Below are 13593 nucleotides of genomic sequence, written 5' to 3'. Positions count from 1 at the left end.
CTAAGCGTTTTGAGGAAACCGCAATCCGCATATGCCCAAGCCTACGCCTGACCTTTACGGAGCGAATACGGATTAGCACAAAGAGATACGCAACAAGCCACCGGGGTGACACCTCTTGAGCACAGTCGCGCATCCGCCGTGCGCACAACAAGGGGGCGCATCCGCACAGATGCGCCCTCTGGCCCCTCTGAGCTGCTGTTTCAGCCCACGCGAACCGCCGCTATCGGCATCAGCACCGGCTCCCCCGTCGGCCGCTTCGTACAGGCGTCGTCGCACTCCGCGTCCAGGGAGCAGCGCAGCGAGCAGATCGGACCGGCCCGGACGGGGCAGTCCGCCATGTCGGAAAGTTCGTACGCGGTTTCGCAGATGCCGCCCGTATGGGTCGCGGTGACGTCCGGCACGTCGACGTCCGGGCCGTTCACCGGGTTCGGGCGGGCCAGGTAGTACTTGCCCTTCGTCGCCCAGGCGATCAGCGGGCACAGGACCAGCGCCGGGCCGGCCGCGATGACGGTCGAGCACGCCTCCGCGCAGTCACCGAAGAGCCCGAAGAAGGCCAGGATCGAGACCACCGACGCGATCACCATCGACCCGGACCCCGCCGGGTTCACGGCGTACAGATACGCGCGCTTGAACTCGATGTACTCGGGGCTCCAGCCCACCCGCTTGTTGATGACGAGGTCGGCGGCGACAGTCGCGATGCAGGCGATGCCGACGTTCGAGGAGAAGCCGAGCAGCTTGTTCAGCGCGGCGAACGTGTTCATCTCCATCAGCGTCAGCGCGATGGCGAGGTTGAGGAAGACGTACCAGACCCGCCCCGGGTGACGGTGGGTCACCCGGGAGAGGAGGTTCGACCACGACAGCGAGCCGCTGTACGCGTTCGTGAGGTTGATCTTGATCTGCGACACGACGACGAACAGCGCGGCGACCGGCAGCGCCACCGAACCCTGCCAGGGCTTCAGCGCCTCCACCTGTGGGGCGATCGGCTCCAGCGCATGCGTCGTACCCACGGCCCCCAGCGCCACGAAAGCGAGCAGCGCCCCGCCCAGTCGCCTGGCCGCGCCGATGATCACCCAGCCCGGCCCCGCGGCGAGGACGGCCGGATTCCATCGCTTCCTGTTCGTCTCCGTCTTTGCGGGCATGAAGTGCAAATAGCCGGCCTGTTCCCCGATCTGCGCGATGAGCGAGAGCGCCGCGCCGGTACCGAGCCCGAGGCCGATCCAGTCGAAACCGCCGCCCGCGCCCTCGGTACCGCCGAAATGCGTGAACTCCCCGAAGGAGACAGCACCTCGCGGGAGGGCGGCGGGGTCATTTCACCGGCAGGTGGTAGGCGATGCGGTAGCGGTCGGCCGGGACCACGATGTCGGCCGTCTCCACCGGTCTGCCCGAGGCGAAGAACGTCCGGTGGATGACGAGGACGACATGGCCCGGCACTCCGCCGAGCGCGCTCAACTCCTCGGCGAGGCCGGGGCGGGCGGCGACTTCCTCCGTCACGTTGTCCACGATCACGTCGATCGCCGCCATGCGCTCCACGACGCCGCAACCGCCCAGCGGGCCCTCCTCGGGGAGCATCACCGGGGTGCGGCCCGTGACGGCCAGCGGCTCCCACGACGTGGACAGCATCACCGCCTCGCCCGCGTCCCGGTACACGTATCTCGTACACATCACACGGTCGCCCACGCGGACACCGAGACGCTCGGCGAGGCCGCCGTCCGCCTCCGACTGCTCGCTGCGCGACTCCCACGTACCGCGCGCCGCCGGGTCCGACTGCTCCTGGCGGAACGGTGTGGAGCCGCCGCCCGAGCGGTACCCGGAGCGGGACACGCGGCGCGGCACGGGGCGCTCGCGCACGTACGTCCCCGAACCGGACCGCCCCTCGACCAGACCCTCGGCCATGAGGATCTTGCGGGCCTCCAGCGCGACCGTGTCCGAAACCCCGTACTCCTCGCGGATCCTGGCCTGGGAGGGAAGACGGGTGTGCGGCGGCAGCGAGCCGTTGACGATCTTCCTGCGCAGGTCTCCCGCGACGCGCAGGTACGCCGGCTGCTCACCGAATGTCACTAGGTGTTCCCCTCAGATCCCATCAGATTGACAGACAGCAACAGCGTGGCAACCGTGGGTTCGACGGTGCAAGCAAAGGCCAAGGAATCACTCGAAGTGATTACACGCAGGCCCCGGGGGCTTTACTCGGCGGCCTACCCCGGGTAGTGCATGTTTCACACATCGACTCCGGGGTCGAGAGAGTGTGCGGCCCGCGTTGCGATTTGCGCTGTGAATGGAGGGTGGCCGCCGGGTGTGTGTCGGCGGCTGTCCGGTTCGTTCCGATAGGTGCGTGGACGGGTCCGGTGCCGCCCGGGGCATGTCCGTGCGCGCCGTCTTGATGGCATCGCCCGCCCGCGGGTCAGGCGGAGGCCGGTGTGGCCAGGCCCGTTTTCAGGCCCGCGCCGCAGAGGGGGACGACCGCTGTGCGGTTGTTCAGGGTCGCGCCGAGGGGGCCTCCGTCGCGGGTGGCGGCCCAGCAGGCGACTCCGGTCGACTCGACGTACAGGCCCCGCGAGGCCAGGTCGAGCTGGGCGTGCCGGATCTGGTCCTCCGTCACCGTGTGGAACGCGCCGCCTGATTCGCGTACGGCCCGAAGGATCTGGCGGGCCCGGGGCGGGCGGGGGATCGCGATGCCCTCCGCGAAGGTGGGGGCCATCGGGGTCACGCCCACCAGGTCGTCCGCTCCGGCCTGCCATGCCGCGGCCAGCGGTGCGACCGCCGCGGCCTGTACGGCGTGCAGCGCGGGCCGGCGGTCGATCATCCCCGCGGTGTGCAACTCGGCGACGGCGAGAGCGGCGCCGAGGAGAAGCGTGCCGTTGCCGACGGGCACGACCAGGGCGTCCGGGAGGCGGCCGCCGAGTTCCTCCCACAGCTCGTGGACATAGGTCTTGGTGCCGTGCAGGAAGTAGGGGTTGTGGACGTGGCTGGCATAGAAGACGCCGCTCTCGTCCGCCGCCGCGCGGGCCGCTCGCGCCGTGGCCTCCCGGTCTCCCGCGACCACTTCCAGCCGCGCGCCGTGCGCCCCGATCTGCTCCAGCTTCTTGGGAGACGTTCCCTCAGGAACGTAGACCGTGCACGGGAGTTGGGCACGTGCGCAGTACGCGGCGACGGCCGTACCGGCATTGCCGCTGCTGTCGGCGATCACGCGGTCGGGGCGCAGCCGGGTGGCGAGTGCGGCGAGCATGACGGCCCCGCGGTCCTTGAACGACAACGTCGGCATGAGGAAGTCCAGCTTGGCCGAGACGTTGTCCGTGAGCGGGACGACCGGTGTGCGGCCCTCGCCGAGGGTGCAGTCGGGGGCGGGGAGCGGCAGGCACTCGGCGTATCGCCACAGCGAGTTGACGCGTCCGGTGAGGGATTTGAGGGACGCGGGTGTCGGTGAGTAGTCGAGGTCGAGCGGCCCCCGGCAAGCCGGACAGCACCAGTCGAGCGACCCGGCGGGAACGCGGGTCCCGTCGATGGGGCAGTAACAGTCGGGAAGGGCGGTCATGAGAGCACCCTAGAGTCCCGCACGCCCACGGAAGGGTCCACCGGAGCCACCGCGACAGCCCTCGGCGTTCAGACACGTACGAGACGGGAGGGGCCGGTCGATGCATGTGCGCGCGCAGCACAGCGGCACGCGGTAGCGGCACCCGACGCAACCGGCAAGGCCATCAAGATGGCGAGCACGGACATGCCCCGGGCGGCACCGTACCCACCCGCACACCTGTCGGAGGCAACGGACAGCCGCCGACGAGACCCCGGACGGCCACCCTCCATTCAGGCGCGCCCACCCCCGCCCCGGCACCCTCGATTCCGGGCGCACCCGCCCCCACCCGGGCACCCTCCATTCAGGTCGCGCCCGCCTCCACCCGGCCACAGAATCCCCCCGCCCCGGCGCGCATACACCACCACCCCGCCCGCACCCCGCACCCTCGACCCGTGACCACCCCGCGCCGCCTCCTCGCCGGCATCACCCTCACCTCCGCCCTCGCCGCGGCCCTCCTCCCCTCTCCCCCCGCCCAGGCCGCCACGGCAACCCCGGCGTGCGACACCCCCGCCTGGACCCTCACCACCCACACCCCGCCCCCACCGGACGACCCGTTCCACGCCTACGCCGGCAACGGATACCTGGGGCTCCGCGTCCCACCCGCAGGCACCGGATACGCCGCCCCCGGCGGGCCCGACGCCAAGACGGGCTGGCCGTTGTACACGCACCCGTACGACGGCGCCTTCGTCTCCGGCCTCTACGCCCGCGGCCCGGCCGTCACCGCCCACCGCCAGGTCCTCGCCGCGCTCCCCACCTGGACCGGCCTGGACGTGACCGTGAACGGCGAGACGTACGGGCCCGGCAGTCGCACCACGGGGTACCGGCAGAGTCTCGACCTGCGGTGCGGCATCGTCCGTACGTCGTTCACCTGGGTGCACAAGGACGGCCGCCGCACGGATCTGGCGTACGAGGTGCTCGCGGACCGGGCCCGCCCGCACGTCGGTGCGGTCCGGCTGCGCCTGACGCCGCACTGGAGCGGCCGGGTCGCGGTCGCCGACCGCATCGACGGCCGCGGGGCCCGCCGTCTCACGCCGACGGGCGGCGGCCCGGCCGGAAAACGGACGGCGATCGTGGGGTTCCGCACCGACGGGACGCGGACAGAGGGCGCGGTGGTGACGACGCTCCGTTCACCGGGACGCACCCACCCGGCGCACCGGACCACCACTCTGAGCGCCCGTCAGACCGCGGACTTCGGTGCGAGCGCCGGTATCCGCTACGACGTCGTCAAGTACGTGGGCGTCGACACGGCCCTCACGTCCCGCCCGCCGCGCGACACGGCGGCCACCGCCTCCCAACGCGCGGCCGCCGCGGGATGGGAGACGCTGACGCGTGAACACGTGGCGGCATGGCGGGAGTTGTGGGAGTCCGACATCGAGGTCCCGGGGCGGACCGAGCTGCAGAGGCAGGTGCGCGCGGCCCAGTACGGGCTCCTGGCGTCCCTCCGCGCCGGCGCCCGTGACAGCGTCGCGCCCACCGGGCTGAGCAGTGACAACTACGGAGGGATGGTGTTCTGGGACGCGGAGACGTGGATGTTCCCATCGCTGCTCGCGACCAGGCCTCAACTGGCTGAGCCTGTACTGGAGTACCGCTACCGCACACGGACCGCCGCGGCCGACAATGCGCGCAGAACATCCGTGGGCGGTCTCATGTACCCCTGGACCAGCGCGAGTTCGGGCTCGCTCTGGGGAGAGTGCCAGAGCTGGCACCCGCCCCACTGCGTCATCCAGAACCACCTTCAGGGTGACATCGCGCTGGCGGCCTGGCAGTACTACCAGGCGACCGGCGACCGGGCGTGGCTGCGCGCGAAGGGCTGGCCGCTGCTCAAGGGCCTCGCGGAGTACTGGACTTCGCGGGTCACGAAGAACACCGAGAGCACCGGCAGGTCCTCACATTCGTACCCGTACTCGTACTCGTATTCCATCAAGGATGTGGCGGGCCCCGACGAGTACAGCAACGGCGTGGACGACGGGGTCTACACGAACGCCGTCGCCGCGATGTCGCTTCGTTCGGCGGCCCGGGCGGCGCGGATCGTCGGGGAGAAGCCGGGCCCGGAGTGGACGCGGATCGCCGACCGGCTGCGGATTCCGTACGACGCGCGGCGCAAGGTCTTTCTGCAGTACGCCGGGTACAAACTCGGCGGCTCGGCCTCGGCGATCAAGCAGGCCGACGCGGTACTGCTGCTGTATCCCCTGGACTGGCGGCCGATGCCGAAGGGGGCGGCGGCCGCGACGCTCGACTACTACGCGGCGCACACGGACCGCGACGGCCCGGCGATGACGGACTCGGTGCACGCGGCCGCGGCGGCGGCGATCGGGGAGCCGGGCTGTTCGACGTACACGTTTCTGGAGCGGGCGTCGCGCCCGTTCTTCCGCGGCCCGTTCGGCACGTTCTCGGAGTCGCGCGGCACGAAGGCGGGTGCCGGGGACGCGTTGGCGGGTTCACCGGCGCAGGACTTCCTGACCGGGAAGGGCGGCTTCCTGCAGGTGTTCACGCACGGCCTGACGGGGCTCAGGCTCCGGGACGACGACGCCGTGCACCTGGACCCGATGCTGCCGCCGCAACTCTCAACAGGCGTGAAGGTCAAGGGACTTCAGTGGCGCGGCCGGTCGTACGACGTGGCGATCGGCGCCGAGCGGACCACGGTGCGGCTCACGTCCGGCGCCCCCTTCACCGTGGACACCCCGGCGGGCCGCAAGAGGGTGACCGCCACGGGCCTCACCCTGCCGACCCGGCGCCCCGACCGCACCCCGACCTCCGACCTGGCGCGCTGCCGCCCGGCGACGGCGACGTCCGAGGACCCCGGCCAGTACGCGGGCGCGGCGGTCGACGGCAACCCGGCCACGACCTGGCTGCCCGCCCGCCCCGGCGCCGCGCTGACGGTGGACCTGGGCGCCGAGCGGACCCTGTCCCGGGTGTCGGTGACGGGGGCGCGGGCGTACCGGGTGCGGATGTCGGTGGACGGGCGGCGCTGGGTGCCGTTCGTGGCGGGCGGGGCGGGGAGGTTCGTACGGGTGACGGAGACCGGCGAATCGGCTGAGCCCGTCGGGGAGTTGACGGTGCGGTGACGACGTCCGGGTACGGCCTCCGGGTATCCGCCTCCAAGCAGATGTCCGGCGGCGTACAACCTCGGCCCCGTCACGCTGGTCTTGATCACGGAACCCTGCGCCGACCCCGGGCGCCGGGCGTTGATCATCAGGAGAAGCACCATGCGAGCCACCACCGTCCGCCGTACCGCCCTGACCGTTTCCGCGGTCTCCTTCGCTCTTCTGGTCACCGCCTGCGGTGGCGGTGACCAGAGCGACGAGGGCTCGTCGGGAAGCGCCGGGGCGGCCGACAAGCCGGCGGCGAAGGCGCTCACCGCCGCCGAGTTGGAGAAGCGCGTGATCGCCCAGGGCGACGTCAAGGACCGGCAGATCAAGAAGCCGGGGAAGGACGACGCCTTCGAGCCGGGCTCGGTCTCCGTCGACAAGGCCGAGTGCGAGCCCGTCGCCCAGGTGTTGTCGGCCCTTCCGGCGGGCAAGCCGGCGGCGAGCGTCCAGCGGCTCGTCGTCGAGGAGTCCGCGCAGGCCAAGAAGGGCATGCCCTCGGTCGAGGAGCTCGGGAAGATGACGACGAAGGAGGCGGAGGAGGCGACGATCGACTCGCTCGACATCACCAAGACCCTCACCTCCCTCTGGTCCTACGACGCCGAGGGTGCCGAGCAGACCCTCACCACGCTGCGCGAGGCCGGCAAGAAGTGCGCGGGCGGCTTCACCATGACGGCCGACGGGGAGAAGCAGCAGGTCACCAAGGTCAGCGAGGAGAAGGTCTCGGCCGGGCAGGACGCGGTCGCCTGGACGGTGGGGACGAAGCAGGACGGCACGCCGGCCGACACCAAGGTCGTCGTCTTCCGGCAGGGCAGCACGCTCGCCGGGTTCTCGTCCTTCAACATCGCGGCGGTCACCCGGGGCGAGACGTTCGAGCAGCCGACCGCCGTCATCGACGCGCAGGCCGCCAAACTCAAGTGAGTCACGGCGCCGCGCCGCCGGGCGCCGGGCTCACCCGCGCCCGTCGACCAGGCCGGATTCCCAGGCCCAGGCGGCGATCTCCACGCGGTTGCGGGCGGAGAGCTTGATCTGCACATTGGCGAGGTGGGTCTTCACCGTGCCGACCGAGATGGTCAGTTCGGAGGCGATCTCGGCGTTGGTCAGCCCCCTGGCCACCAGGCGGACCAGGTCGTTCTCGCGTGCCGAGAGCGCGGTGTGCGGTTCCCGGGCGGCCGGCACGGCGCTGTTGAGGCGCCGTAGCAACCGGACGGTGATGGCCGGGCTGACCAGCGCCTCGCCGGAGGCGGCCGCCCTGATCGCCTCGACGAGGAGGGCCGGGCCCGAGTCCTTGATCAGGAACCCGGAGGCCCCCTCGCTCAGGGCGCGTTGCACGTACTCCTCGTCGTCGAAAGTCGTCACCACGACGACCTTCGGCGGGTTCACGGTGCCGGGCCGGGTCAGCCTGCGCAGTGCCTCCAGGCCGTCCATGCGGGGCATCCGGATGTCCATCAGCACGACGTCGGGCCGGTGGCGCTCGGCGAGTTCCACGGCATGCACGCCGTCCGTGGCCTCCCCGACCACCTCGATGTCGTCCTCGGCGCCGAGGATCATCGCGAACCCGGCGCGGACCATGGACTGGTCGTCGGCGATCAGCACGCGGATCGTCACGACACGGCCACCTTCGCCTTCGCCTGGGACGCGGCCGGGGCCGGGGACACCGGGAGCGTCGCCTCGACGCCCCAGCCGCCGCCCGTGACCGGGCCCGCCTGGACGCTTCCGCCGATCAGGCCCACCCGCTCGGCCAGGCCCTTCAGCCCGAAGCCGCTCTGGGAGACGTGATGCGGGCGTCCGTCGTCGGCGACCCGTACGGTGAGCCGGTCTCCCGAGCGGTCCACGCGCACCCGCACTTCGGTGCATCCCTGGCCGTGCTTGCGTACGTTGGTGAGCGCCTCCATCACCACCCGGTGCACGGTCGTGGACACCTCCACCGGCAGGTCGTCGAAGGTCCCTTCCACGTCGAGCCGGGCCCGGGCGCCCCCGACGGCCGAGAACTCCTCGACGAGCGTACGTACTTCGCCGATGCCCGCCAGCGGCGTCAGCGTCACTTCGCCGTCGGCGTCGCGCAGCATCCCCACCATGTGCCGCATCGAGGTCAGCGCCTCCGATCCCGCCTGTTCGATCCGCTGCAGCGCGGGCGGTACGAGTTCGGGCTTGCGGCCCGCCATCGCCTGGGCTCCCTGCGCCTGGACGACGATGCCGGTCACGTGGTGGGCGACGAAGTCGTGCAGGTCCCGGGCGAACTCCGTGCGCTGCTCGAGGCGGAGGGCCGCCGCCTGGCGCCGCCGGTCCGCCAGGAGCAGGCGCATCCCGAGACCGATGCCGAGCGCCGTGACCGCTGCCAGGGCGAAGAGCAGCGCCAGGATCATGGTGGACTGCTTCACGTTGACGGACACCGGCCGCAGCACGATCGCCACCAACAGCGCGGGGACGGCCGGCATCGCCCACGACGGCTTGCCCCGTCGGGCGACGAGCAGCAGGAGCCAGGTCAGCGCCGCCGGTTCGGTGAATCCCATCGCCATCCTGGAGATCGCCGTCTCCAGGTGCAGCACGAACGAGACGCACACCGAGAAGAAGGCGAGGACGCAGGCGGCAACCGGCAGCACCCGGCTGCCGAGCCGGGGCGAGGCGACGGCGCAGGCGACGGCCAGCAGGGCGCAGCCCGCCTTGGCGGGCCCCAGAACGGCGGGGGTGTGGTCACCGAGGTCGAAGAAATCGCCGCCCAGCCAGTCCAGCAGGACGAGACCGACCAGGCCTGCGACCAGCAGCATCCATGCCGTCGCGGGCAGTAGCCGCGGGCGTCCCTTCTCCCTGGTGGCCGTGGGTGTGACCGCCCTGAGCGCCGCCTCGAGCATCTCTCGCACCATCCCTACCGCGGACCAGCCGAAAGTCGGAGCCGGCCGCACATGATCTGTCTTTCGCCCGATCCGCCACGGGACGCCGCGGAGGAGAGTCGTGTTCACCGGGCGGCGCTCGCATGGCGAACTCCCCCGGCAGTGGTCGACCGTACACAGCCGAGTCTCTCCCCCGCACGGACGTCCACACGCACACGGCCGGACCTCCCACACATACACGTACAGGAGCCACACATGGACCACGCAAGGATTCATCACGGAGACGGAACGGGCTTCGGGCCTCCCGTCGGCGTCGGCGAATCGGCGATCGAGGCCCATGGGCTCGGCAAGCAGTACCGGCGCGGCTGGGCGTTGCGGGACGTCTCCTTCCGGCTGCCGGCCGGGCGGGTGTGCGGCCTCGTCGGCCCCAACGGAGCGGGCAAGAGCACGCTGATGGGCCTTGCCACCAACATGATCCGGCCGACGACCGGGGGTCTGCGGGTGTTCGGCGCGGAGCCGGGGTCGACGGAGGCGGTCCTGCGCAGCGCGTTTCTCACTCAGGAGAAGCCGCTGTTCAAGCGCTTCACCGTGGCCGAGACGCTGCGCCTGGGCCGTGAGCTCAACCCGCTGTGGGACCAGGAGGTCGCCGAGGGCATCGTCCACGCGGGCCAGGTGCCGATGACGGCGAAGATCGGCACGCTGTCCGGCGGGCAGCGCACCCGCGTCGCCTTCGCCCTGGCGTTCGGCAAGCGCCCCGACCTGCTCATCCTCGACGAGCCGATGTCCGATCTGGACCCGCTGGTCCGCCGGGAGCTGATGGCCACGCTGCGGGAGGAGGCCGCCCAGCACGGCACGACGGTCCTGGTGTCCTCGCACATGCTCGCCGAGCTGGAGTACATCTGCGACTACCTGCTCGTCATCGCGAACGGCGGTCTGCGCCTCGCGGGCGAGGTGAGCGAACTGCGCACCGCACACGCCCTGCTCGACGTCCCGGGCGGCGGCCCGTCCCCCGTCGTCGCACCGCACACGGTCATCGAGGCGTCCCGCGGCGAGGGACGGCCAGGTGTCCTGGTGCGACTCGGCGCACCGATCACGTTCGGCGGGCCGGCCGAGCCTCCCACCCTGGAAGAGCTGCTGCTCGCCTATCTGCGCGCACCCGACGCGCCCGCGCTGATCGCGCCCAGCGCGCGGGTCGGCGACATCCAGGACGTCCTCACCCGCGACCGGCAGAAGGCTGTGACCGCATGACCACGCTCACCCACGACCAGACCCGCACGGCACCCGACGGGCGCCCGCGGAACGGGCGGGGCCCCCGGCAGATCGCCCCCCGGCTCGGGGGTACGGCCTGGCTCGTCTGGCGCCAGCACCGCGCCGCGTTCTGGACCGTCATCGCCGTCACCCTGCTGGCCGTGATCGGCATGGTCTATCTGCGCGGGCAGATGATGGACTACCTGAGCACCCTGAAGCCGACGCAGAAGAGGCCCGGCGGTCTGCCGGCCGACTTCGACAAGTACGGCGACATCATGACCGACGTCGGGAGCTACCTGAACTACTACCCCATCCTGGCAGGCGTCCTCCTCGGCGCCCCGTTCATCGCGGGCGACCTGGAGTCCGGCACCGCCAAGCTGGTGACCTCGCAGTCCGTCAGCCGGCTGCGCTGGCTCACCATGAAGCTCGCCATGCCCGCCGCACTGGTCGCGCTGTCCACCGGCGTGCTCTCGGCCGTCTTCACCTGGTGGTGGAACCCGGTCAAGGGGTTTGTCACCCAGGCGGAATGGACCAGCGGCATCCTCTTCGACGTCACGGGACCCGTGCCGGTGGCCTACGCCCTGCTCACGTTCGCCCTGGGCGTGGCGGTCGGCCTGCTGCTGCGCCGCACGCTGGTCTCGATGGTGGTCACGCTCGGCATCGTCGTGGCGATGGGGGTCGTCTGGAGCCGGTTCCGGGTGAATCTGGGCCACATCATGTCGGTCAGCACCAACAAGGGCGTGGGCCCCACCGCCAGGCAGCCGGAGCTGCCCGACATGGCCGTGCAGCAGGGACAGGGCACCTACTTCCTGACCAGCTCCGGGGACCGCCTGGACTGGATGACCTGCCTCGACAAGATCGACAACGACAAGGCGCACACCGCCTGCCTGGAGTCCAAGCACGTCGTCGGCTGGACCAAGGACTACCTCCCCTTCGAGCAGATGGACACGATGCAGTGGCTCGGCACCGGCATCATGCTCACCCTCACGGCCGCCGTCGTCGCCTTCATCATCATCTGGGGCCGCAAGCGGCTGCTGTGACCTCCGACCCGGAAACAAGCCAGGGTCCGGCTCCGCGGAGTCGGGCCCATTCGGCCGTTGTGTACACACATGCGGCACTTGGTACAGCTAAGCGTATGACGCAGCCTCTGCCCATAAAGTCCAACCGGGACGTGCGCGCACACCTCGCCGAAGTCGTGGAACGCGCCGATCGCGAGGACGTGCCCACCGTGATCACGCGTCGAGGCAAGGAAGTCGCCGCGGCCGTCTCCATCGAGGTGCTGCGCAAGTACCAGGAGTGGGAAGAGCGCGAGATCAACCGGATCATCGACGAGCGCATGGCCGGCCCGGCACCCGGCATCCCGATCGAGGACATCATGAGGGAGACGCTCGCACGCAGTGAGTGAATGCCGCACCGTCTTCCGGCCCGAGACGCAGGCCGAACTGCGCAGGATTCCGCGCGAGATGGCACTCCGCGTCCTGACCAAGCTGACCGAACTCGAGAGCGACCCGCTCGGCTTCAACACCACCGCGCTCGCTTCCCGGCCGGACCGCCGTCGACTACGAGTCGGCGACTACCGGATCGTCTACACGATCGACAACGGGGAATTGGTGGTGTGGGTCGTGCACGTCGGGCATCACTCGACCGTTGACGACACCTGATACGGCGTCAGGATGCCCAGCGCCCATTCAGCACGGGCACGACGAAGGGGTCGGCTCCTCACGGAGCCGACCCCTTCCGCCTGAGGTCACACGTTGAAGCGGAACTCCACCACGTCCCCGTCCTGCATCACATACTCCTTGCCCTCCATGCGCGCCTTGCCCGCCGCGCGGGCCTCGGCGACCGAGCCCGTCTCGACCAGGTCCGCGAAGGAGATGACCTCGGCCTTGATGAAGCCCTTCTGGAAGTCGGTGTGGATGACACCGGCCGCCTCGGGGGCCGTGGCGCCCTTTTTGATGGTCCAGGCCCGGGATTCCTTGGGGCCGGCCGTCAGGTAGGTCTGCAGGCCGAGGGTGTCGAAGCCGACGTGGGCCAGGGTCGCGAGGCCCGGCTCCTCGGCGCCGACGGACTGGAGGAGCTCCATGGCGTCCTCCTCGTCGAGCTCGGCGAGGTCCTGCTCCAGCTTGGCGTTGAGGAAGATCGCCTCGGCCGGGGCGACCAGGGCGCGCTGCGCGGCCTTGAAGTCGTCGTCCGTCAGCTCGTCCTCGTCCACGTTGAACACGTAGAGGAAGGGCTTGGTGGTGAGGAGGTGCAGGTCGTGCAGGAGCTCCGAGCGCTCGGTGCCCTGGACGATGCCCTGCGAGAAGAGGGTGTCGCCCTTCTCCAGGATGGCCTGGGCCTCCTCGATCGCCTTCACCTTCGGACCGACGTCCTTCTTGATGCGCGACTCCTTCTGGAGGCGCGGCAGGACCTTCTCGATGGTCTGGAGGTCGGCCAGGATCAGCTCGGTGTTGATCGTCTCGATGTCGTCCTTGGGCGAGACCTTGCCGTCGACGTGCACGACGTTCTCGTCCTTGAAGGCGCGGATGACCTGGCAGATCGCGTCCGATTCACGGATGTTCGCCAGGAACTTGTTGCCCAGGCCCTCACCCTCGCTCGCGCCGCGCACGATGCCCGCGATGTCCACGAAGTCGACGGTCGCCGGGAGGACCTTCTGGGAGGAGAAGATCTCGGCCAGCTTGGTGAGGCGGGCGTCGGGGACGCCGACCACGCCGACGTTCGGCTCGATGGTGGCGAACGGGTAGTTGGCCGCGAGCACGTCGTTCTTGGTCAGGGCGTTGAACAGGGTCGACTTGCCGACATTCGGCAGACCGACGATTCCGATCGTGAGCGACACGTTGCGACTTCCCGTACAAGAGGT

11 protein-coding genes and 1 pseudogene are annotated in these 13593 nt (G+C 70.5%); 6 read left to right on the top strand and 6 right to left on the bottom strand.

Features of this window, described 5'->3' with window-relative positions:
- Positions 1 to 200: 200 nt before the first annotated feature.
- From AB0J02_RS26695 to AB0J02_RS26685, 3 genes and pseudogenes are all read right to left on the bottom strand, one after another.
- Positions 201 to 1256: pseudogene (locus tag AB0J02_RS26695) on the bottom strand (hypothetical protein); the annotation flags it as partial.
- A gap of 49 nt (positions 1257 to 1305) precedes the next feature.
- Positions 1306 to 2058, bottom strand: coding sequence for a GntR family transcriptional regulator (locus tag AB0J02_RS26690; protein WP_363196306.1), 753 nt, complete (start codon positions 2056 to 2058; stop codon positions 1306 to 1308).
- Between the two features lie 340 nt (positions 2059 to 2398).
- Positions 2399 to 3529: a pyridoxal-phosphate dependent enzyme gene (locus AB0J02_RS26685; protein ID WP_363196305.1), complete on the bottom strand. Its 1131-nt coding sequence runs from the start codon at positions 3527 to 3529 to the stop codon at positions 2399 to 2401.
- A 431-nt stretch (positions 3530 to 3960) separates the two neighbouring features.
- On the opposite strand from AB0J02_RS26685, the gene AB0J02_RS26680 reads away from it, so the two are divergent.
- The gene (locus AB0J02_RS26680) at positions 3961 to 6633 is read left to right on the top strand and encodes a glycosyl hydrolase family 65 protein (protein WP_363196304.1); all 2673 of its coding nucleotides are present in this window, start codon (positions 3961 to 3963) and stop codon (positions 6631 to 6633) included.
- Between the two features lie 141 nt (positions 6634 to 6774).
- Positions 6775 to 7575, top strand: a complete 801-nt coding sequence (locus tag AB0J02_RS26675) for a hypothetical protein (RefSeq protein WP_363196303.1) — start codon at positions 6775 to 6777, stop codon at positions 7573 to 7575.
- 30 nt (positions 7576 to 7605) lie between these two features.
- Here the strand turns inward: AB0J02_RS26675 and AB0J02_RS26670 are convergent, their stop codons facing one another.
- Complete coding sequence (locus tag AB0J02_RS26670) at positions 7606 to 8262, bottom strand: response regulator transcription factor (protein WP_363196302.1); 657 nt, start codon at positions 8260 to 8262, stop codon at positions 7606 to 7608.
- The gene (locus tag AB0J02_RS26665; RefSeq protein ID WP_363196301.1) at positions 8259 to 9506 is read right to left on the bottom strand and encodes a histidine kinase; all 1248 of its coding nucleotides are present in this window, start codon (positions 9504 to 9506) and stop codon (positions 8259 to 8261) included. Before AB0J02_RS26665 ends, AB0J02_RS26670 begins: the two co-directional genes overlap by 4 nt.
- A 234-nt stretch (positions 9507 to 9740) precedes the next feature.
- On the opposite strand from AB0J02_RS26665, the gene AB0J02_RS26660 reads away from it, so the two are divergent.
- The 4 genes from AB0J02_RS26660 to AB0J02_RS26645 all read left to right on the top strand — a co-directional run bounded on the left by AB0J02_RS26660 (position 9741) and on the right by AB0J02_RS26645 (position 12394).
- Positions 9741 to 10733 (top strand): ABC transporter ATP-binding protein, encoded by a 993-nt coding sequence (locus AB0J02_RS26660; RefSeq protein WP_363196300.1) that lies wholly within the window; start codon positions 9741 to 9743, stop codon positions 10731 to 10733.
- A complete protein-coding gene (locus AB0J02_RS26655; RefSeq protein WP_363196299.1) occupies positions 10730 to 11773 on the top strand; it encodes an ABC transporter permease subunit in 1044 nt (347 codons plus the stop codon). The genes AB0J02_RS26660 and AB0J02_RS26655 overlap by 4 nt, the downstream gene beginning before the upstream one ends.
- Positions 11774 to 11868: 95 nt before the next feature.
- Positions 11869 to 12138 carry a type II toxin-antitoxin system Phd/YefM family antitoxin gene (locus AB0J02_RS26650; RefSeq protein WP_363196298.1) on the top strand — a complete coding sequence of 90 codons (270 nt, stop codon included), beginning with the start codon at positions 11869 to 11871 and terminating at the stop codon, positions 12136 to 12138.
- The gene (locus tag AB0J02_RS26645) at positions 12131 to 12394 is read left to right on the top strand and encodes a type II toxin-antitoxin system mRNA interferase toxin, RelE/StbE family (RefSeq protein ID WP_363196297.1); all 264 of its coding nucleotides are present in this window, start codon (positions 12131 to 12133) and stop codon (positions 12392 to 12394) included. Before AB0J02_RS26650 ends, AB0J02_RS26645 begins: the two co-directional genes overlap by 8 nt.
- 86 nt (positions 12395 to 12480) lie before the next feature.
- Here AB0J02_RS26645 and ychF read toward each other — a convergent pair whose 3' ends face one another.
- Positions 12481 to 13569, bottom strand: coding sequence for a redox-regulated ATPase YchF (ychF, locus tag AB0J02_RS26640; protein ID WP_363196296.1), 1089 nt, complete (start codon positions 13567 to 13569; stop codon positions 12481 to 12483).
- Positions 13570 to 13593 lie beyond the last annotated feature (24 nt).

It is taken from the genome of Streptomyces sp. NPDC050264 (assembly GCF_040655895.1).
Classification (GTDB): domain Bacteria; phylum Actinomycetota; class Actinomycetes; order Streptomycetales; family Streptomycetaceae; genus Streptomyces.
The sequence above is the reverse complement of the archived record's forward strand: the minus strand, read 5'-3'. Positions and strand labels throughout refer to the sequence as shown.